This is a genomic window from Aquirufa beregesia, from assembly GCF_011090385.1.
Lineage (GTDB): Bacteria > Bacteroidota > Bacteroidia > Cytophagales > Spirosomataceae > Aquirufa > Aquirufa beregesia.
The window spans coordinates 64,271-85,907 of the sequence record NZ_SEWW01000002.1; the positions used below are offsets into that span (position 1 = coordinate 64,271).

Sequence of the window (21,637 nt, forward strand, 5' to 3'; positions counted from 1 at the left end):
GGATTTTAAAGTTTTAGTTTAATTCCACCATTAATCATGAAACCATCCAATGGTGCATAGATGTCTCGGAAAGTTGGGTTTGATTTTGACCCTGTATAAATGGTGTCAAATTTGGTTTGGCGGACATCCAGAAAATTTTCAAAATTGATATAAATGGATAGTTTATGCCAAAACTTTTCAACCATAAATCCGGTGAGCCAATAGTCTTTTCCCGTGGCTCCGTCGCTTAATATTTGTGGACTAAAGTAATAGGCTTCCAAGCCAATTTTCCATTTCTTTTCTAGTTCATACATGAGAACAGAATTGAATTTATGACGTGGAGTCAAAGGCTTTTCCTCAAAGATATTTCTTAGGTGTAATTGTGTGTTGGTATAGGTATATCCTAGAAAAAGATGAAAATCTTGATAGGCAATTTTTACATTCGTTTCCGTTCCTTTGGAGTCGATATGTCCTTTGGAATTCACTAAAAATTCTTTTTGCCCATTTTCTCTTGATTCCATCAAAAGAGGGTTTTCTAATAGGGTATAAAAGAATAGATGATTGGCGCTGATTTGAATATCTTCCCCGATGCTCGTTTTATAGTTGAAATCGAGGTTGATACCTTTACTATTTTCTACGACATTGATTTTCTTATTGATGGGAAGAACGTTTTGGTATTGAATTCTCTCGCTTTCCTCGGTAAAAATAGTTGGAGTTTTATAGCCAAATCCTCCTCCAATTCGAGAGCTGAATTTTTCAGAAAAGTTAATGAGAGCGGAGGCTCTTGGTAAAAACTGCCATCCATAGTCATAGACGTAATCACCTCTTAATCCAGTTTCAATATGCAACCATGGCCAAATTTTAGTGGAGTTTTGTCCAAATAATCCAACAGTTCCTTGAGTGTAATTTCTCAGTGGAAATGAGCTAAAACGGATTTCATCAAAGACATCCGTCCAGGCATTGACACCTAGAACCCATTCACTTTTTTCTTGATAATGAGCAAATGATAATTCAGAGAAAGTGGAGTATTGTGTTCCATCATAGCGGTAATCAGGCACACTTATTTTTCGGTTAAAATAGCTGATGCTATTTTTAAAGGATAGGAGTTTGTTGGGGGAAAATTTGTGTTCCCAAGTGAATTGAGAAGATATTCTCTTGGTTTTATTTGATTCAAAATACAGGTGACCTGTTTCTATTAAACCATTGATGTAATGAATATCGCCTCCTAATCTATTTTCATAGGACATATTTAAACCCAAAATGAGTTTATTATTATCCGAAGGGTACAAGTATATTTTTGGGTTTAAGGTAAAGCGTTGGAATTCAGGAATGGCAGATAAATCAATATTCCCAGGATCGTATGGAGCGTTTCTATTGAAAGAAGCAAAAATGGTCGTTCCAATTTTTTGATTCCTTTTAGCATAATACGTATTAAAATCAAATCCTTTTGCGGAAGTTAGGTTAATATGGATTTTGAAGTCTTTTTCTTCGGTAGGATTCTTGGAAATTAAATTCACCAAACCAGCTATGGCGCCACCTCCATACAAGGTAGAAGCGGAGCCTTTAATGATTTCTACTTGCTTTAAATCTAGGGGAGGAATTTGTAACAGCCCCAACCCACTTGCAGCTCCAGAATACAAAGGGAACCCATCTTTTAATAATTGAGTGTATCGGCCGTCTAGTCCTTGTATTCGGATGGAGGCATTGGCAGACGTGGCGGAAGTTTGTTGAACTTGTATACCCGTACTTTCACTCAAAAGCATTCGAATATCCCCCGACTTCATATTGCTTTTTTCATTGATTTCTTCCCCACCAATAAACTCGATCCGGGTGGGAATATCATGAATGGTCCTTGAACTGCGGGTAGAAGAAACGATTACTTCCTCTAATTCTTCTTCTGAAGGATTTAGCGATATTTCTAATTGATTAATGGGCTTTAAGATCGAAACTAATTGTTGAAAAGCCTGATATCCCACATGACTGATATCTACTTTAACTATACTATCTGGTAAAGCATGGAAAATAGCAACGCCATTGACGTCGGAAATCTGCATTTGTAAACTGTTTTTCCATGATAACTTGATTGTAGCATTGATTAACGGATGACTATTTTCATCTTTGATAATGAGCTGCAAGGTTTTTTGACCCTGAGCTAATTGACTGTATAATAGTAGAATAAGAACGATTTTTATAAATTTCATCTCAGGCAAAATAATTCAACAAAAATAGAGATTATATCACAATTAATGGATGAGATAAAATAAATTGTATGGAAGAAGAATATCGCTTATATCATCGAGATGGTTCACTTTGGGCAACAGGTCAACAAATCAATGGCATCTCCACGGGTTATTGGGAATGGTTTCGTAAAGATGGCACGAAATTACGGTCGGGGTATTTTACACACGGGGAGCAATCGGGAGAATGGATTACCTATGATAAAGCAGGGAAGGTTTATAAGGGAACTCAAATGAAATGAAAGAACATTTCGTCAATCATCAATAAAAATTTATTGAAAAATATTCTAAATTTATTGTTTATCAATAAATAATTGTTAAAATTTGCATAACAATTAAATGCAAAAATTGATGAAAACGAAAACAGCGAGTATTTTAGCCACCATGAATGTGCTTTCTTGGATAGCTTACATTGGCATTTCGATTAAATGCGGTGCCATCATTTTCACTTATGTCTTAAGTTTATTTAATGAGCAGGTTGCCAAAGACCTTTACCAAGGATTAAACTTATATGATCTGAAAAATGAGAGTTTTTTACATTATTCTCTCATTGTGGGAATAACGGCGGGCCTTTTAGCTTTAAAAGCCTACGTCGCACATTTGGTTATTAAAGTATTAAGCAAAATCAATTTGAAAAGTCCGTTTGATATGGAAGTAGCCCTGCAAATGGAAAAAATCAGTATCATGATATTATATCTTTGGCTAATATCCTTAGGAGCTAGGATTTACCAAGAGATTCTGGATTTACCTAACATGGATTGGAATGGAGGCGAGGCTCTCTTTCTTTCTGGCCTCATCTTTTTATTTGCACAGATATTCAAAAAAGGAGTGGAAATTCAAGCAGAAAACGATTTAACTGTATAACTATGCCTATTGTCGTAAACCTAGATGTCATGATGGCAAAAAGAAAAATGTCCTTGAATGAATTGTCTGAAAAGGTAGATTTAACCTTATCCAATCTCTCCATTTTAAAGACTGGTAAGGCTAAAGCCATTCGCTTTAGTACCTTGGAAGCCATATGCGAAGCCTTGGAATGTCAACCTGCGGATATTTTAGAGTATCAAGCTTCTTAAATGATTTTGTTGCTCTGCGGCCCTTCTTTTATCCATCAACAAGTTTTTGGCATAGGAATTTGAATACCTATGGAGCTGGTTTGTCCTGTAGTTTGACTAGGATCCAGTTGGTCTCCTTGTACGTTTTCAATGCCGGAATTGACTTCTATTCCATACCAAGTAGGGATGCCAGGTTTTAGCTTGCGCCCAAGTCATGTGTGCTAGTAATAAAAATCAAAGGATTTTATTTTTCATATGCGGTATTTTTTTCACTTTTAGCGGGGTAAAAATCTGTAGGAAATCCATTGTGATATTTCTCCATAATTCATACCAAAGAAGCACGTCATCGAATAAGATAATTCCTTTCAATTCAGCACCAATTCTCGTTTTTTTCGATTGGACTACTTGCCCGCTTTGAGGGGCCAAAATAGACTACATGCCATTTCAATTGGAATAATTGGTGACTTTGGCAAGCTCCTCTTTATGGACTTCTATTTGCCAAAATTGACGGATTGCAGCATTGAAAACAAGCAAATTTTTGTAGAAAAATACTGGAAAGATTTGCCCTTTACTTTGTTAAAGGGACAAAAATAATTTTAACCAGTTTGTACTTTATTCTACCACTGGATTAAAGTATTTTTTCCCAATTACAAAAAGGATATAATTGGCTGTTAATGCACAGAAAACCATGATAATAGCCATTGTAAAGGGCGTTCCATCAAAAAGCAGTCCTAGTATTGTGGCACAGATAGATCCCCACGCCATTTGCAAAGCCCCCATCATCGCAGAAGCCGCACCAGCCCCCTCATGGAAGGGTTGTAAAGCCAAACTAATGATGTTAGGAAAGACTAAACCCTGGCAAGCCAAAATCAAAAATAACAAGAGGATATTGATTTGAATATTGATCAATCCAAATTTAGATAGTAGGGCTAGTATTATTCCTAATAACAATTGCAAGGGCAAAACAAAAGACAAAACTTGTTGACTGCTAAAGCGTTTTAATACCCAATGATTAAACTGACTAGCACCAATAATCCCTGAAGCGACCATCGCAAATATCCAACCAAACTGCTTTTCATCAGCATGGTAAAAATTCAAAAATGTGAGTGGTGCCCCTGATACAAAGGTGAAAATACATCCTGAACCGATGGCCCCAGAAATAGCAAAAGTTAAAAATTGTTTCTCAGGCAATAAGGCCAAATAGGAAGTCAGAATGCTGCCAATTTTAAACGGACCTTTCGGGTGTTTGTTGATTTTTTCAGGTAACCAACTTCTGATTAAGAAAAGAATCAACAAGGTGATGATTCCTAATAAAACAAAAATCACATTCCAATTGGTGATGGTTAACAGTAAACTTCCTAAAGAAGGAGCTAAAATGGGTGATACCCCCAAAATAAGCATCATCAAAGAAAGTATTTTAGGCCTTTCTGCTTCTTTAAAAGTTTCACGAATGATGGCATTGGGAGCCACCATACCAATACTACCCCCAATGGCCTGAAAGAAGCGCCAAACAATGAGCTGTTCTACTGTAGCAGAAAAGGCTGATCCAAATGAGCTAATGACATAAGCACTCAATCCAATGTACAAGACATTTTTTCGACCAAAATGATCTAGTAATGGGCCATTGACCAATTGTCCTAAGCAAATACCAAAAAAGAAACTTGACAACGTATATCCCATTTGCTCTTGTGAACAATGCAAAGCCTCAGCCATGTTTTTGAAGGCAGGCAAATACATGTCAATCGACAAGGGACCTATCGCTGATAATATTCCGAGAATTAGAATGATTTTAGTTCGGTTGGATTGTTTCGACATGTGGAATAGGTATTTCAATTTTAGGAACGGGTTGCAAAATTAATCCCAAAATATGGTTTTCAATAGTTTATTTTAAAAGAAGATTCATTTCCTTTGTTTATGTGCTGTAGTATGGAATTCTTTCTATTCAACACAGTACAGATTTTGAAAAGGGGTTCTTTCTCATCATTGAATAGAAATAGATTTCATGAAAAACATTGCTTTCGGACTATTATTTGCCATGCTATGGTCGTCTGCAGCAGTTGCCACAAAACTGGGAATCCTGTCTGTTCATCCATTGATTCTTGCTAATGTGCGTTTAATTATAGCGGGAATATTCATTTTATTGATCTCATTTTTCTTTCAGTCCGATTGTCGAATTCAACCCACGAGGAAAGAGTTGGGGCAATTAGCCTTTTTCGGCCTATTTAATTCCACCATTTATTTGGGGGCATTTGTTTTGGCCATCAAATACCTAAGTCCGGGTATAGGAAGTTTGGCTACTGCCACCAATCCCTTATTCATTACTTTATTGTCGGCCCTTTTGTTACAAAGAAAACCCCAAGGAAAAGAATTAGGGAGTTTGATTTTAGGATTATTGGGAATATTATTGGCTTCTTACCCTCAACTGAAACTAGATCCCAGTGTTTGGAAGGGCTTGCTGATATTAATAGGGGGGATCATCACAGTTTCCGCGGCTACGGTATATTATGTGCGTACCGAATGGCAGTTAAACTCCTTTGTAATCAATGGATGGCAAGTTTTATTAGGAGGGATTTTCCTGTTCCCTTTTACGGCATATTTTTCTGATGTTAACGCAGCAAATTTTGATCTAAGATTCCTATTTTCTGTCGCTTGGTTGATATTCCCCGTCTCCATGGGGGCATTATGGTTATGGTTTTATTTGATAGATCAAGATCCTGTATCGGCCTCCTTATGGATGTTTCTATGTCCTGTTTTTGGCTATATCTATGCCTATTTATTTAGTGGGGAATCCATTACGGTCTTTACTGTCATTGGAACCATCATCGTGATTGTAGGATTATATGTAGGCAAAAAACAAGCTCGGGTTTCATAAAACTATTTCGATTTTTTTATACCTTATCAAAAAATAGCATTCCTGTGACTACCAATCGATTAGAAGCATTTAGTGATGGCGTGTTGGCTATCATCATCACGATCATGGTCTTGGAGTTAAAAGTGCCGCATGGGTCTGATTTTGAGACCTTAACACCTCTACTGCCCAAATTTCTTTCTTATCTATTTAGCTTTATTTATGTAGGGATCTATTGGAATAACCACCATCATTTGTTTCAAGCTATAGAGAAAGTAAACGGCAAAGTACTATTGGCCAATTTGGGCTTGCTTTTTTGGCTATCACTTTTACCCTTTGTCACGGGTTGGATGGGAGAAAACCACTTCGCTGAAAATCCCGTTGCCTTGTATGGTTTTGTACTTTTGATGTGCGCTCTCTCCTTTTCATTTTTAGAAAAATCAGCCATTAAACATGAAGGGGAGGAGTCTACTATTGGACAAGCATTAGCCAATCGGTGGAAAGAGCGAGTATCTACTTTAGGCTATTTTTCAGGAATCATTTTAGCCTTTTTTTATCCTATTGTAAGTCTAGTGATATTTTATTCCATTGCACTATTATGGATTTTGCCCGACCAAAGAATTGAAAATAGATTGAATCAAAAACGCGTTTAGCATACTAGGCAAATATGAAATGTCCGCTTTCGTAAGAGTACTTTAAGTTTTGGTCTCAATTTAGATTAGCTTTTGATTTCCTATTTTACATTTGACATTAAACTTCTTAGAAATGATAAAACGTCGACAATTTATACAAGGCTCTGCTAACACCTTATTGTTTTCTCTGCTATTAGGGTCGAAACAATCGCTATTAGCCCAAGGGTCTTTATATCAAGGACCGGCCTTTACCTGGAAAGAGTTACGAGGAGGTATTTCCCTTTTTAGTGAGAGAGGAGGCACCATAGCAGTACTGAAGACCAAAGATGGTTATGCTGTAGTGGATTCACAGTTTCCGGATCAATCTCAACATTTGATTGATGATTTGAAAAAACAATCCGATCAGAAAATTCAATTGCTGATGAATACACACCACCATGGTGATCATACGAGTGGAAATAGTGCATTTAGAGGATTAGTCAATCGAGTGGTGGCTCATGAGAATTCATTGAAAAATCAAATAGCCGCAGCTACTAAAGCAAAAACGGAGGAAAAGCAATATTATCCTACGGAAACGTTTAAAGATACCTGGACGGCAAAAATTGGAAAGGAAAGAATCAAGGCACATTATTTTGGTCCTGCACATACCAATGGTGATGTGGCCATTCATTTTGAGAATGCCAATGTCGTTCATTTGGGAGATTTGTTCGGGAATAAACGTTACCCTATCATCGACAGAAGTGCAGGCGCCAGTGTGGCAAATTGGATTCATGTCAATGATAAAATTCAAAAGCAGTTCGACAAGGACACCATTTTTACGTATGGACATGCTTTTAATCCAACGGAGATTACTTGTAAAAAAGAAGATTTATTGGCCTTAACAGACTATTTGGAGAAATTAGTGATACATGTTTCTGCTGAAATTAAAAGTGGTAAAACAAAAGAGGAAGTAATGAAGTTAACGGCGGTGAATGGAGTACAAGGCATGAATGGAGATTTCCTGAAGAATAATTTTCAGATGGCTTACGAAGAATTAACAGAAAAAAATACCAAACAATAAACAACAATCATCTTATGAAAATCAACACATTATTAAAGCCGATTTTGTCGGTATTATGTCTTTTATTTGTTACGACTAGCTCATTTGCACAAGATGCTCCTCGTCCACCGCAAAGCCCTAAAGTAACAGTTACAGGTACTTTTAGCAAAGCCAATGTATCCGTAGTTTATAGCAGCCCATCTGTGAAGGGAAGAAAAATTTGGGGAGAATTAGTGCCATTTGGAAAAGTATGGAGAGCAGGCGCTAACTCTGCTACCATTATTGAAACCGACGCAGATGTAAACATTGGGGGTAATACGTTAGCTAAAGGGAAATATAGTATTTACATGCTACCTACTGAAGGTGATTGGCAAGTTATTTTTAATACCGAAGTAGGTCAGTGGGGGATTAAACGTGGTGGAGAAACAACGCGTAATCCAGAAAAAGACGCTTTTACCATTACCGTGAAAACCACTAAGTCAGACTTTAAGGAAGCCCTAGAATACAAAGTAGTGCCTGCGGGAATTGCATTCGGATGGGAAAATGTAAGCTTATTAATACCGATTAAATAATGTAAAACCTTTGTTCTATGTAAAAGCGGTCAGTAATGACCGCTTTTTGTTTTTATATTCATTGCTTAATTCTTGATATTTTGTTCTAATTTGTACAAGATCAACAACTATATACATCATGAATAAGGCGCTTCATATCTGCATCGTATTTTTTCTAATTATTCCTGCTAGGATCATCGCTCAGGATAAGCCTGCTTACCGTTTATTTAATGCTCGAGGTAAAGAAGTTTCCTATCAGAAAATGATCAAGCAAATAAGTAAACAAGATGTCATTTTGATTGGCGAATTACACAATAATCCCATCAGCCATTGGCTAGAATTGGAGATGATACAATCTTGTTTTTCTCAGAGAAAATTGATGTTAGGTGCCGAGATGTTTGAACAGGACAATCAAGGGGCTTTGTCGGCCTATTTAGAAGGAAAAATTTCAGCCAAGGGATTAGATTCATCCGCACGACTTTGGAAAAATTATAAGACGGATTATGCTCCTTTGGTGAATTTTGCCAAAGAAAATCAACTGAACTTTATAGCTACCAATGTTCCTCGAAAATATGCCAGCATGGTTTCTAAAGGAGGTTTTGAAGCATTGAATCAATTATCAGCGGAAGAAAAATCTTGGATGGCTCCACTGCCAATTGCTTATGATGCCAATCTTCCAGGCTATCAAAAAATGATCACGATGATGCCCGGACATGCTACTCCTAATATGTCCAAGGCTCAAGCATTAAAGGATGCGACTATGGCATATTTTATTCTGAAAAATTGGGCGGAGAATCAGCTATTTATTCATGTCAATGGGTCCTACCATTCAGAAAATTATGAGGGGATTTCTTGGTATTTAAAATTGGCGAAACCCAAGATTAAAATTGCCACGATTGCTACCGTTAGCCAAAAAGATATTAAGCAATTAACCCAAGAAAATAAGTACGTAGCGGATTACATTATTTGTGTGGAAGATGACATGACAACGACCTATTAACATAGAATTTAGCCTAGCTTCAAGTCCCCCATATACGAATAAATGAAGATCAATTTATACATAGATCTCCCCAATCATATACAATACACATTCCCCACTTATTTTCACCCGATCACCGACTAATTCACAGGATAGTTCTCCCCCACGAGGCGAAAGTTGCTTCGCTTCCAATTGGCTTTTATTCTTTTTCTTTGACCAATACGGAATCAGCGTGGTATGTGCAGAACCTGTCACGGGGTCTTCGTCTATTCCGGATTGAGGACCAAAAAATCGAGAGACAAAATCTACCTCATCGCCAGGCGCAGTAATGATAATTCCTCTTGCCTTCAGTTTGGCTATTTCAAAAAAATCAGGTTTCATGTTCGCAACTTGGCTCTCATTTTCATAGACAAACAGATAATCTGTTTTACCCTTTAACACCTCTTTTGCTGGGATGGACAAACCTTTAAATTGTTCCCAATTAAAATCAATTTCATGAATTTGATCAACGGGAAAATTCAACGTCAATAGACTCCCATCTTTAGCCACACGCAATTGACCACTTCGATGTGAATAAAAAACTATTTCATTGGACTCTTCCCCCAAGTGATGATACAAGACAAATGCCGCAGCTAAGGTGGCATGGCCACATAAGTCCACTTCTACGGTTGGGGTAAACCAACGTATATCATATTGTTCCCCATTCTTAACCAAAAAAGCGGTCTCCGCTAAATTATTTTCTGCTGCTATTTTTTGCATTTTATCTTCCTCCAACCATTCTTCTAAGGGACAGATGGCTGCGGGGTTTCCTGAAAACAACTGATTGGTAAAAGCATCTATTTGGAATAGGGTCAATTTCATGGGCTATTATTTTTTATCCCTCAAAATTATAAATCTACTGGAGAATAATTTCTCCATTCATCCAATATTTAGGAATATCATGTAGCTTAAAACAAAAAAGCCCCGAATCATTCGGGGCCTTAATGTTGAATTTAAAACGAATTAATTCGTTTTAACAAGCTCAAATAATTCCTTATCCATTTGTGGTTTAACTACACAAGAATTATCGAAGTGCATGGTTGAGGTATTTGTTGCATTATAAGTGGGCCAAGTAGGTAAGCCTTTATGATTAGGATTTCCTAAACGAGCGAAATTGATCCAAGCCTGACTCATTTTATCTGCCAACGCATAGGCTTCTTTAGTGCCACCTGTCATTTCTTCACAGCGAGCAATGTTATTGAAACAGAATGGAAGTTCAACGCAGTGAATGGCTTTATATTTTCCGTCAAAAACAGGTGATTGCCAAGTGAATAAATACATAAACACAGGAGCTCCCCCCGCTACAGTTGATTTGATATTTGCTTGGTCAACAGCGCCAGGTCTGAAACGAGTATCTACGTCCATTAAATCCGTTGGCTTAGTATCTGCAGGATATGCTTTTTTAACGGCAGCTTTATAGGCCTCAGCTTTAGCACCAAACGTTTTTTGTATATATGCTTCCACATCAGCCATGGAGGCATCATGACTTATTCCCGAGAATAAGGTTGGCATGAATTCATTTTTCACTGTTCCTATCATTAAAGGAACTTGCTTAGATAATTCCATTGCCTCCGCTGACATTGGTTGGAATGGCAATAAATTGGCATCAATACTCGGTCCCCAACTTAATCCAAAACCACCTACTGGTTTTCCCGCAGCTCTTAATTTTGCCGCTACTGATTGTAATGCTTTTTGACCAGCAGCTGCTAAGGTAGGGAATGGGACTTTTTGTAAACTATCCACCTTAGATTCATCTAAATGCAATGCATTTAATACTTCCTTGGTAATGGCTTGCGTTACGGATTTATCTGGCATCGTGCTGGTAAATGCGCCACTTTGATTGATGGCCTTATGGAATAATCCTTTGGCAGAAGGCATGGCCATCAAGGTATTCACTTTGGCGCCGCCACCTGATTGTCCAAAAATGGTCACATTTCCTGGATCTCCTCCAAATTGACTAATGTTTGCTTTCACCCAATCAAGAGCTACTTTCATATCCAAAATGGAGTTATTGGCGGAAGTTTTGTATTTATCTCCAAAGGCCGACAAATCCAAATATCCCAAAATATTCAATCGGTGATTAATGGATACGACTACTACATCTCCTTTTTTAGCTAAATTCTCGCCATCATAAGAAGGTAATTCTTGAGAAGAACCTGAGGTAAAACCTCCACCGTGAATCCAAAATAAAACGGGTCTTTTCTTCCCGTCATTGATTCCTGGAGTCCAAACATTCACACGCATGCAGTCCTCATTTGGGTAACCCCATGAGTGATTGTACACAAATTCTGATTCATCAGCCACTTGGGTTGTTGGAGTCAATAAATGTGCCACAGGGCCATAGCTAGTAGAACTACGTACTCCATTCCATGGCTTGGGCTTATGTGCAGTCTCAAATCTACCTGCTTCTGCATAGGGGATACCTTTGTATGTGTAAATACCTCCATGCACATAACCGCGCACTTGACCAGCATCCGTAGATACCACAGCTACATTTTGCCCAGTAGTTACTTGAGCTTGTAGTGAAATTCCTCCTAGAAGGAATAGACCTAATACTAAACTAGCTTTTTTCATTTTTATATATTTAAATTATAGAGAATTTCAGTTTTTTTTCCAATAGCACAAGGTTTGGCTCTTTGTATCATTTTGATAATTTAGTCAAATGTAATAAAATAATTTGATTTTCTATTTTTTAGAAAATGACTTTGATTAAAACACTTTCTTCTAAAAATTTGTCTATAAATTAGGGTAACATTAAATCGAACTCTTTGAAATTCAGCAAACATATCGCTCAATTGACTCTGGATTGTGTCATTTTTGGCTTTCATCATAAAAAACTCAAGCTCATTTTAAGCAAGCTTAAATTGGCTAAGGACATCTATGCCTTACCCGGTGGCTTTATCTTACAAGAAGAGGACATAGAAGATGCGGCGAAAAGAATCCTGTATGAAAGGACGAGTATTCAAGATTTATATTTAGAAGAATTTGGAACCTTTGGTAGAGCCAACCGAATTTCAGATGAAGACTTCCAACTATTTTCTAGTATCGCTCAAGATCTTTACCCCGACGTGGAACCTCCCGTCAATGAGAATAATCAAAAAATGCGCATTGTCAGTATAGGATACTATGCCTTGGTTGATTTTGAAAAAGTCATCCCTCAGAAAATTGATTTAGATGAGAGTTGTGATTGGTACGATATCAAAGAACTACCTAACATGCTTTTTGATCATCAAGAAATAGTCCACAAAGGCCTAGAAGTGCTCCGTGAAAACTTAGATAAAAAACTGCTTTTTAATAATCTTCTACCCGAAACCTTCACCATGAAAGATGTTCAGGAATTATATGAAACAGTTTATGACAAACCATTTCCAGCCAATAATTTCCAGAAAAAAATGCTGGATTTACAAATTTTAGAACGACTAGACAAAAAATATACGGGGGCTAAAAGCAAAGCACCCTTTTTATATCGACTAAAACCAAACCTTTAATATTCCTTATTCTTTGATAAAAGGTCCATTGCGGGACAGAATTAAATTTTATATTTGTCCCAATCAAAAGGCAGAATATGGGCAAATTTTATGACGTTATTTCTGAAGCACATCAAGAATTTATTGGGCAACAGCATCTTTTTTTCGTAGGAACTGCACCACTTCAAGGGGATGGCCGAGTGAATGTATCCCCCAAAGGCTTAGAAGCTTTTCGGGTCATTGATCAGCACACTGTTGCTTACATGGATATCATCAGCTCAGGAAATGAAACCTCGGCACATACCTTGGAAAATGGAAGAATAACTTTCATGTTTTGCTCTTTCGACAAAACCCCCAATATCCTGCGTTTATATGGGAAAGGCTTTGCCGTATTACCTAATTCTCCACTTTGGGATGAATATGCACCACATTTTACGATCTTTCCTAGCACACGGCAAATCATCGTAGGCAAAATAGATTTAGTTCAAACCTCCTGTGGATATGGTGTGCCCATGTACGACTATCGAGGAGAGCGAGATATCCATTTTACTTGGGCAAATCAAATGGGTTCTGAAAAACTGGAACAGTATATGGTGGAGAAAAATATGACCAGTTTAGATGGATTACCTACTGACCTAAGTCTTCAAAAAAAATCGTGATGATGGATCCTGTGTTAAAAAAATTGGCATTCAAAGAGCAAAAAGAAATCCTTGTTCTTCAAGCTCCTGAAAGCTTTCAGCAAACTTTAAGCCATTTGCCAGATGGTACCATCTTGATAACATCCATTGATCAGGTAAATCAAATGAACTATGCTATCGTTTTTGTTACCCAAAAAATAGAAATCCAACAGTTTGCTCAAGCCTGTCTGGATAAAATAGTAGGAGATGCCATGATTTGGATGTGTTATCCCAAGGGAAGCTCCAAGAAATACACCTGTGATTTTAACCGAGATAAAGGCTGGGAACCCATGGGAGAAATTGGCTTTGAACCCGTTAGTCAAATTGCCATCGACGAAGACTGGAGTGCTTTGCGTTTTAGAAACGTCCATTTCATTAAAAGCTTGAAAAGGAATCCTGATCATATCATGTCGAAAGAAGGAAAGGCAAGGATGCGTAATTAAAACAAATTTCTTTCCTTGCATCTGAAAGCCTCCATTGGCCTAAATTTATACATGAAAATGCCCGCTAAATCACCAGCTATTATTCGTTTAGGAGTCAGTCTACTTATCTTTTTCCTTATTCCATTTCAAGGGTTTTCTCAAAACCTTATTCAGGGGGCCCAAGTATTTGAGCTACATTGTGCTAATTGTCACAACTTTAAAGATGACGGGATTGGTCCGCAATTAGGAGGGTTAAAGGGAATTGTGGATAAAAAATATCTATTAGAGTTCATCAATAATCCGAAAGCGTTAATTGACGCCAATGTGGCCAGAGCACAAGACAAGTACAAAAAATTCAAATCCTATATGCCAAGTTTCAGTCACCTTGATCCCAAAGATCTGCAAGATGTGATTGCCTATATTTTAGAGAAACCTAGTCCCAAGATTATAGGAAAAAAAGAAAAATTAGCTTTAGAAAATCCGATAAAAGAGGGAATCCAATTTTCCGGTGAAACCATTAACCTAAAGAAAATATTAAAATTCCCATTTACCTATACTTCTCAGGTGAATACGCGTATTAATAAAATGACCTTTCACCCCATCAGCAAGGAGCGCATTATTTCTGATTTACAGGGTAAAATCTATGTAGTAGATGATAAAAACCAGTTAAGCGAGTTTTTAGACATAAGCAAGCATTTCCCACATTTCACCAATAAACCGGGATTTGCTACCGGTTTAGGGAGCTTTGCTTTTCATCCACTTTTTGCTCAAAATAAGCTTTTTTATACCACCCATACTGAACCAGAAATCAAAGGCCCTTCCGATTTTACCTATGGAGATAGCCTCCGCGTAAAATTGCAATGGATAATCACCGAATGGACCATGGACGACCCTAGTGCAAAAGTGTTAAGCGGAAAGTCTCGAGAAGTTATGCGTGTCAATGTCATTGACCAAGTGCATGGCATGCAAGAAATCACCTTTAATCCTTATGCCAAACCAGGAGATCCTGATTTTGGTCTTCTATACATCGGCTTAGGAGATGGAGGAGCATTGGAACAAAGAAGAGGCTTTATTCCCAATAATCCTGAGCATGCTTGGGGTAAAGTTCTCCGAATAGACCCTTTGGGGAGAAATAGTCAAAATGGGAAATACGGCATTCCTACCTTTAATCCATTTGTAGGAAAAAAAGGACTGGATGAAGTTTTTGCTCAAGGTTTCCGAAACCCCAATCGCATCTCTTGGTTGCATGATGGAAGAATCATTGTATCCAATATTGGCCAACGACATATCGAATCCTTATACATGTTAAAACCAGGGAAAAATTATGGCTGGCCTTTGCGAGAAGGTACTTTTGCCATTGATTCAACGATGAGCACCAATACCGTATTTCTTCTTCCTAAAAATGATGCTCAATTTGGGTATACCTACCCCATTGCCCAATTTGATCACGATGAAGGAAATGCGATCATGGGAGGTTTTGAATATACAGGAAAAGCCATCCCGAGTTTACGTGGAAAATACATTTTTGGGGAAATTGTTCGCGGTCGAGTTTTCTATATTCCTATTTCAGAAATCAAAGAAGGGACTCAAACACGCATCCGTGAATTGAAAATGCAATTGGATGCTTTGCCCATCACATTGAAAGAATTGGTCAAAGCGAATAAAGTAGATTTACGCTTTGGTCAAGATGCGCATGGGGAAATCTATATCATCACTAAAGCTGATGGCATGTTATACCAAATTGTCCCTTCCAAGTGATAAATATCACACCCAATGATTTCAATTTGTCATTACTTTGTTGAAATTTTACGCAAACATGGTACCATTCATATCGATTGATTCTCTTATTGAAAGTTTACATAATCAAGAAGCACTACTTCTTGTAGACATTCGAACCAAAGAGGAATTTGAAGCTAGACACATTCCGAATTCGATTCATATACCTGGGGAAGACCTTCCCATGGGTCTACCTGAAAACGGGAATCAAGTTCCTTTAGTGACTATCTGTGGGAAGGGTGGAGGAAGATCAGAACAGGCTGCTCAAAAATTAATTTCTTTGGGTTTTCAAGCCAAGTTTTTAGAAGGCGGTACCAATGAATGGTTTGAAAAAAACCATGTAGTATAAATGTATTCATCTTCTATATAGCAGCAAAATTTCTTTCAAAGATTTCCTGAAATAAGCGGCTCTTAGATGGACTAATTTTAAGAGAAATAGATTAATATTGGAAAATATTGATTGTCTCAAAACATAAATAAAAAGTCATGATAAGAAAAGCAAATGCCGTTTGGCAAGGAACGGGGAAAGAAGGTAAAGGAGTACTTACCACTCAAAGTGGCGTATTGAATCATACCCAATATTCTTTCAACACTCGATTTGAAGATGGGATAGGAACCAATCCCGAAGAATTGGTAGCCGCTGCCCATGCGGGTTGTTTTGCCATGAAGCTAAGTTTTAACCTAACGGGTGCTGGATTTCCTCCAAAAGTTTTGGATGTACAAGGAGAAATTAAAATGGAAGAAGGTACTATCATTGAATCTCGATTGATATTAAAGGCTACCGTGCCGGGCATTGACCAAGATACTTTTTTAGCACAAGTAAAAGATGCAGAAGCCAATTGTCCTATTTCTCGATTACTAAAAACGACGATTGTGGTGGACTCAACTTTGACAGTTTAATCCAAACATACTTCAGGTATTTAAAAGGCTTAACATGTTAAGCCTTTATCTTCACGTTTTATTGTTTTTAGGCTTAACATGTTAAGCCTTTTTCTTTCCCCCTCTATTAAAAACAGGGATCATATCAGTAAGAAAACAAATATTATTACTTTTAGAAATAGTATCACAAAACCGGAATTTATCCCATGAGAGAAAACGCTTCCAACCGTAGGAAATTTTTACAAGATGCCAGCCTTTTATCAAGTCTAGCTTTTATGCCATCCACCCATTCTCCCATCAAAGATGGCACTTCCTTGTTTGTTCCTAAAGTTCAAGAAAAGATCATTGCACCACGTTTAAAATTTGGTGTTATCGGAATCAATCATGGTCATATTTATACCATGGCCAATTCCATCATTCGGGGAGGAGGGGAATTCGTATCTTATTATGCGAAAGAACCAGATCTCATCAAGGAATTTGCTAAAAAATATCCTACGGCTAAATTGGTAAAAAGTGAAGCTGAGATTTTAGGAGACCCTTCCATTCAATTAGTCCTTAGCTCCATTACTCCCGTGGAAAGAGCACCATTAGGTATTCGGGTCATGAAATCCGGTAAGGATTACATGGTGGATAAGCCGGGCATTACTAGCTTAGATCAATTGGCGGAAGTACGCAAGGTCCAAAAAGAAACCAAAAGAATATATTCCATTTCTTATTCTGAGCGATTTGAAAATAAAGCGACGGAAAAGGCTAGTCAATTAGCTCAAACAGGGATTATTGGGAAAGTAGTACAGACTTTAGGAACGGGCCCTCACCGCATGAGTATTCCTTCTAGACCCTCCTGGTTTTTTGATAAGAAATATTACGGAGGGATCATCACGGACATTGGCTCACATCAGGTTGATCAGTTTTTGCATTTTACTAAATCTACGGAAGGACAAGTAGTAGCCTCCCAAGTAGCTAATCATAAATACCCTCAATATCCCAATTTTGAAGATTTTGGAGATTTAATGCTACGCGGAAATGGAAGTTCAGGTTATATCCGTGTGGATTGGTTTACGCCAGATGGGCTAAATACGTGGGGTGATGGAAGACTCACCATTTTAGGAACGGAAGGGTATATGGAAGTTCGGAAAAATACGGATATCGCTTCATCTCACGGTACAGGTAGTCATTTGTATTTAGTGACAAACAAAGAAACATTGTATATCGACTGTAAGAATGTGGAGCTTCCACATGGAGAGTTACTCGTGAATGATGTGTTAAATCGAACCGAAACGGCAATGACTCAAGACCACTGTTTCCTAGCCACCGAACTAGCACTCATCGCTCAAAAACAAGCTACTAAAATATCAGCGAAATAATGAAAAGGAGAAAATTTATCAATAACATCGCTTTGGGTGCCGTAGGTACATTGGGCTTTCCTACCATCGTTCCTGCCCACGTTTTGGGAGGAAAAGATGCTCCAAGTAATAAAATTAACATTGGCCAAATCGGTTGTGGGCGTATTGCTCGTACACATGATTTACCGAGTACTTGGAGGTATGAAAAGGCTAGAATTATGGCCGTTTGTGATTTGGACAGAAATCGTACGGTAGACACCAAAAAATTAGTAGAAGAATATTATACCAAGAAGACGGGTCAAAGCAATTACATCGACGTTAAAATGTACGATGATTACCGAGAAATGTTATTGAATAAAGACATTGATGCGGTGATGATCAGTACACCGGACTTTTGGCATGCGCAACCTGCCATGGAAGCAGCCTTAGCCGGTAAAGATGTTTACTTACAAAAACCCACATCTTTAACCATTAAAGAAGGACGTCAATTAGCTGAGGTCATCAAAAAAACAGGCAGAATCTTACAAGTTGGAACTCAGCAACGTTCCAGTAGCCAATTTAGGAGAGCCGCGGAATTAGTTAGAAATGGCCGGATTGGTAAATTACATACGGTCAAAGTGGGACTTCCAGGAGATCCAGGTGGCCCTGTAGTACAAGCTATGCCAGTGCCCAAAGGTTTCAATTACGATATGTGGTTAGGCTCAACTCCCTACATCCCTTATACTGAATTGAGTGTTCATCCTCAAGTAGGTTATGATAGACCAGGTTGGTTACGGATGGAACAGTTTGGTGCAGGAATGATTACAGGTTGGGGACAGCATCACTATGATTCTGCCGCTTGGGGTATGGATACGGAATTAACGGGCCCTATTTCAGTGGAGGCAGTAGCCGAATTCCCTAAATCGGGTGTTTGGGATGTACATGGAGATTTTATGGCAAAAGCAGAATATGCCAATGGTATAACCATGTATACCAGCGGAGGCTTCCCGAATGGCATTCGATACGAAGGAACAGAAGGTTGGATATTTGTTTCCAGAGGCGACTACTCGGCAACTCCTAGTGATCCTACCTCTAAAGTAAGAGCCAAAGCCATTGATGCGTCCAATCCAGCGATTTTGGAATCGGTGATTGGAGAGAAAGAGATTCGTTTATATCATTCTGATGAGCAACATGGCAACTGGCTAGATTGTATAGAAAGCCGAAAAGAGCCTATCTCGCCTATTGAAATTGGACATAGAGCTTGTACCGTTTGTTTGATAACCCATGTGGCTATGAAATTACCGCGTAAGCTGAATTGGGATGCTAAAAAAGAGCAATTTATCAATGACGGAGAAGCGAATCGTTATTTAAGTCGTACCCAAAGAGCACCTTATGGTACAGACCGTATAAAATTTTAGTTACATAGGATTTGAGGTCCATCTGAATGAATAAAAACGCCCCGAAAATCAGGGGCGTTTTTTATTTCATGTTTTTGACTGTTTCGTAAAATGACAAATTTTAACTAAAAAAATAGTTACAAATATTTTGTAACTAAAAAATTAGTTATACATTTGGTCAAACAAAAAGGACAGCTATGAAAAAACTAACCCAAGCAGAAGAGCAAATTATGCAGGTAATTTGGACTCTCCCAGAAGGCGGATTTCTCAAAGATATTATTGAGAATTTACCCGAGCCCAAGCCCCATTCCAATACCATTGCTACGCTATTAAAAATATTGGTAGAAAAAGAATTTGTGGGAATCAGTAATCCCAATCGCAACAATCTCTATTTTGCAAAAGTCACGAAGCAAGAATATTCTGGTCAGCGAATTGCAGGTTTGACAGAATCGTTTTTTGAGGGTTCCTATACCAATGTCGTTTCCTTTCTTGTTGATAAAAAACAGATGTCTATTGAAGATTTAGAATTGTTACTAAGCCAATTAAAATCTAAAAGCGATGATGAATAATGCCTTATTAATCTATCTTTTGAAAAGTAGCCTAATATCAGGGATATTTTATGGCTATTATGTATTGGTACTTCGGAATACTCGCTTCCACACCTACAATCGATTCTATTTATTGGCCAGTATGCTAATTAGCTTGGTCATTCCGATCCTCCAGTTCTCCTTTTTTTCCGTAGATGAAAAGGAAATTACAGGAGCAGGGGAAGCTATTTACTTAATTGCTGCATCGGCAAGCACCACTCCCGAGCGATTTTCATGGTTGAATTTACCTTGGTTGGAATATGGAATATGGACTTTTTATTTGATTTCTGTAAGCTTGTTAAGCTACTTCTTATATCAAGTTGTTAAGATTTATCAGATGAAAAGAAGAAATCCAAGCATTCACATGGATGGATTTCAGTTCATTGAGACCGATGAAGAGGATGCTCCCTTTTCATTTCTCCAATTCCTCTTTTGGAAAAAATCCATCTCTATTTCTGAACCCAATGGTCAAGCTATATTTAAGCATGAATTAACGCATATTCAGCAAAAACACACCATTGATCGGGTTATCTGTCAAATCATCACTTCAGTATGTTGGATCAATCCATTTTACTGGCTCATGCATAAAGAATTGCAAAACATCCATGAATTTATTGCGGACCAAGAAGCTGTTGGAAGCAATAACGTGAATGCTTTTGCCCAAATGATCTTACAATCACATTACGGAAATCACTTTTTAAATCCTGGACACTCATTTTATTATTCATCCATTAAACGAAGAATTATCATGTTAACAACATCCAAAAATACCCCATATGCCTACCTGAGAAAGGTATTAGCGCTACCATTGGCGGCATTGGCTATATTTATTTTCTCTATCCAAGTGACCGCTCAAGAGAAAAACGAAGAATTAAGCACTAGTAAAATTGGTATTTCTATCAGAAATGCTCCAAGTAAACCCATGAAAGGCAAAAAAACGACCAACAAGGATTTGCCTCCGCCTCCACCGCCGCCCTTGTCCGTTAGAGCAATTCCTGCAGTTCCTGCTGTTCCACCAGTTCCTCCTGCCAATCCTTTGTATGTAGTCGATGGAAAGATCGAGCGAGCTTTGGTTCTAAATAAAATGAACCCCAATGATATCCAATCTGTGAATGTATTGAAAGGGGCTATGGCCAATGAAAAATATGGACAAGATGGGATCAATGGTGTGGTGGAAATCTCTACCAAGAAAAATGCTACTACGAATATTTCGATCAACCAAAATATCAATACGATCGTGGAAGAACCTGCCACATTTCCAGGCGGCCCCCTTGCGTTTCAAGCCTTTTTATCCGCTAATCTTAAATATCCTGAAGAAGCTAAAAAAGCGAATATTTCCGGAAAGGCCTATGTTCAATTTACGGTGACTGCCGATGGAACAATTGCCGATATCAGTGTATTAAGATCCCCTGGTTATGGTTTAGCGGAAGAGGCAATTCGCATCATCAAGGATTCAGGTAAATGGATTCCAGCCAAGAATCATGATGCCAATATCTCTTCTAAAATCGTTCAACCCATTGCTTTTTCCTTAGGAAAGTAAAAGTAAAAAGTGATTTCTAGCATTCGTAATAGCCGGTGATTTTCATCAGGCTATTACCGTTTAAGCACATATTTATTTCCCAGTCATCATATGTTTTCCGGACAAAAAAATCATGTAGAGGGAAATCTGCACATGGAAATAATACCATAAATTTGAAAAAATGATTAAAACCTATTTTTGTAATTTTTAAAATTTATTTTCAATAATTGACCAT

The 21,637-nt window shown here is 37.9% G+C and carries 22 protein-coding genes; 18 read left to right on the plus strand and 4 right to left on the minus strand.

What is annotated here, in order from left to right; all coding sequences use genetic code 11:
- Positions 1-5 precede the first annotated feature (5 nt).
- Positions 6-2,180: a TonB-dependent receptor gene (locus EWU23_RS04170; protein WP_166229169.1), complete on the minus strand. Its 2,175-nt coding sequence runs from the start codon at positions 2,178-2,180 to the stop codon at positions 6-8.
- A 68-nt stretch (positions 2,181-2,248) separates the two neighbouring features.
- Here EWU23_RS04170 and EWU23_RS04175 point away from each other — a divergent pair, with 68 nt between their 5' ends.
- The 3 genes from EWU23_RS04175 to EWU23_RS04185 all read left to right on the plus strand — a co-directional run bounded on the left by EWU23_RS04175 (position 2,249) and on the right by EWU23_RS04185 (position 3,289).
- Positions 2,249-2,458: a toxin-antitoxin system YwqK family antitoxin gene (locus EWU23_RS04175; protein WP_166229171.1), complete on the plus strand. Its 210-nt coding sequence runs from the start codon at positions 2,249-2,251 to the stop codon at positions 2,456-2,458.
- A gap of 109 nt (positions 2,459-2,567) precedes the next feature.
- Entirely contained in the window at positions 2,568-3,080 is a 513-nt protein-coding gene (locus EWU23_RS04180; RefSeq protein WP_166229173.1) for a DUF2975 domain-containing protein, read from the plus strand.
- Between the two features lie 2 nt (positions 3,081-3,082).
- Positions 3,083-3,289 (plus strand): helix-turn-helix domain-containing protein, encoded by a 207-nt coding sequence (locus tag EWU23_RS04185; protein ID WP_166229175.1) that lies wholly within the window; start codon positions 3,083-3,085, stop codon positions 3,287-3,289.
- Positions 3,290-3,880: 591 nt separating this feature from the next.
- On the opposite strand, the gene EWU23_RS04190 is transcribed toward EWU23_RS04185, so the two are convergent.
- Positions 3,881-5,083: a multidrug effflux MFS transporter gene (locus EWU23_RS04190; protein WP_166229177.1), complete on the minus strand. Its 1,203-nt coding sequence runs from the start codon at positions 5,081-5,083 to the stop codon at positions 3,881-3,883.
- Positions 5,084-5,270: 187 nt separating this feature from the next.
- Between EWU23_RS04190 and EWU23_RS04195 the strand changes: the two genes are divergently transcribed.
- The 5 genes from EWU23_RS04195 to EWU23_RS04215 all read left to right on the plus strand — a co-directional run bounded on the left by EWU23_RS04195 (position 5,271) and on the right by EWU23_RS04215 (position 9,338).
- Positions 5,271-6,140, plus strand: coding sequence for a DMT family transporter (locus tag EWU23_RS04195; protein ID WP_166229179.1), 870 nt, complete (start codon positions 5,271-5,273; stop codon positions 6,138-6,140).
- 44 nt (positions 6,141-6,184) lie between these two features.
- Positions 6,185-6,769: a TMEM175 family protein gene (locus EWU23_RS04200; protein WP_166229181.1), complete on the plus strand. Its 585-nt coding sequence runs from the start codon at positions 6,185-6,187 to the stop codon at positions 6,767-6,769.
- A gap of 112 nt (positions 6,770-6,881) precedes the next feature.
- Positions 6,882-7,808, plus strand: coding sequence for an MBL fold metallo-hydrolase (locus tag EWU23_RS04205; protein WP_166229183.1), 927 nt, complete (start codon positions 6,882-6,884; stop codon positions 7,806-7,808).
- A gap of 14 nt (positions 7,809-7,822) precedes the next feature.
- Complete coding sequence (locus EWU23_RS04210) at positions 7,823-8,359, plus strand: DUF2911 domain-containing protein (RefSeq protein WP_166229185.1); 537 nt, start codon at positions 7,823-7,825, stop codon at positions 8,357-8,359.
- 118 nt (positions 8,360-8,477) lie between these two features.
- On the plus strand, positions 8,478-9,338 hold the full coding sequence (locus tag EWU23_RS04215) for a ChaN family lipoprotein (protein ID WP_166229187.1): 861 nt from the start codon (positions 8,478-8,480) through the stop codon (positions 9,336-9,338).
- A 54-nt stretch (positions 9,339-9,392) separates the two neighbouring features.
- On the opposite strand, the gene EWU23_RS04220 is transcribed toward EWU23_RS04215, so the two are convergent.
- Entirely contained in the window at positions 9,393-10,178 is a 786-nt protein-coding gene (locus EWU23_RS04220; protein WP_166229189.1) for a PhzF family phenazine biosynthesis protein, read from the minus strand.
- 141 nt (positions 10,179-10,319) lie between these two features.
- On the minus strand, positions 10,320-11,930 hold the full coding sequence (locus tag EWU23_RS04225) for a carboxylesterase/lipase family protein (RefSeq protein WP_166229191.1): 1,611 nt from the start codon (positions 11,928-11,930) through the stop codon (positions 10,320-10,322).
- A 194-nt stretch (positions 11,931-12,124) separates the two neighbouring features.
- Here EWU23_RS04225 and EWU23_RS04230 point away from each other — a divergent pair, with 194 nt between their 5' ends.
- The 10 genes from EWU23_RS04230 to EWU23_RS04275 all read left to right on the plus strand — a co-directional run bounded on the left by EWU23_RS04230 (position 12,125) and on the right by EWU23_RS04275 (position 21,423).
- Positions 12,125-12,844 (plus strand): NUDIX hydrolase, encoded by a 720-nt coding sequence (locus EWU23_RS04230; protein WP_166229193.1) that lies wholly within the window; start codon positions 12,125-12,127, stop codon positions 12,842-12,844.
- Positions 12,845-12,921: 77 nt separating this feature from the next.
- Positions 12,922-13,482: a pyridoxamine 5'-phosphate oxidase family protein gene (locus tag EWU23_RS04235; protein ID WP_166229195.1), complete on the plus strand. Its 561-nt coding sequence runs from the start codon at positions 12,922-12,924 to the stop codon at positions 13,480-13,482.
- Positions 13,482-13,943 carry a hypothetical protein gene (locus tag EWU23_RS04240; protein ID WP_166229197.1) on the plus strand — a complete coding sequence of 154 codons (462 nt, stop codon included), beginning with the start codon at positions 13,482-13,484 and terminating at the stop codon, positions 13,941-13,943. The genes EWU23_RS04235 and EWU23_RS04240 overlap by 1 nt, the downstream gene beginning before the upstream one ends.
- Before the next feature lie 57 nt (positions 13,944-14,000).
- A complete protein-coding gene (locus EWU23_RS04245; protein WP_235942146.1) occupies positions 14,001-15,680 on the plus strand; it encodes a PQQ-dependent sugar dehydrogenase in 1,680 nt (559 codons plus the stop codon).
- Between the two features lie 58 nt (positions 15,681-15,738).
- Positions 15,739-16,047, plus strand: a complete 309-nt coding sequence (locus tag EWU23_RS04250; RefSeq protein WP_166229199.1) for a rhodanese-like domain-containing protein — start codon at positions 15,739-15,741, stop codon at positions 16,045-16,047.
- Positions 16,048-16,184: 137 nt separating this feature from the next.
- The gene (locus EWU23_RS04255) at positions 16,185-16,598 is read left to right on the plus strand and encodes an OsmC family protein (RefSeq protein ID WP_166229201.1); all 414 of its coding nucleotides are present in this window, start codon (positions 16,185-16,187) and stop codon (positions 16,596-16,598) included.
- A gap of 185 nt (positions 16,599-16,783) precedes the next feature.
- On the plus strand, positions 16,784-17,941 hold the full coding sequence (locus tag EWU23_RS04260) for a Gfo/Idh/MocA family protein (RefSeq protein ID WP_166229204.1): 1,158 nt from the start codon (positions 16,784-16,786) through the stop codon (positions 17,939-17,941).
- On the plus strand, positions 17,941-19,317 hold the full coding sequence (locus tag EWU23_RS04265) for a Gfo/Idh/MocA family protein (RefSeq protein ID WP_166229206.1): 1,377 nt from the start codon (positions 17,941-17,943) through the stop codon (positions 19,315-19,317). The genes EWU23_RS04260 and EWU23_RS04265 overlap by 1 nt, the downstream gene beginning before the upstream one ends.
- 176 nt (positions 19,318-19,493) lie before the next feature.
- Positions 19,494-19,865 carry a BlaI/MecI/CopY family transcriptional regulator gene (locus tag EWU23_RS04270; protein WP_166229208.1) on the plus strand — a complete coding sequence of 124 codons (372 nt, stop codon included), beginning with the start codon at positions 19,494-19,496 and terminating at the stop codon, positions 19,863-19,865.
- Positions 19,855-21,423 (plus strand): M56 family metallopeptidase, encoded by a 1,569-nt coding sequence (locus tag EWU23_RS04275; RefSeq protein ID WP_166229210.1) that lies wholly within the window; start codon positions 19,855-19,857, stop codon positions 21,421-21,423. The genes EWU23_RS04270 and EWU23_RS04275 overlap by 11 nt, the downstream gene beginning before the upstream one ends.
- The last annotated feature ends 214 nt before the right edge of the window (positions 21,424-21,637 follow it).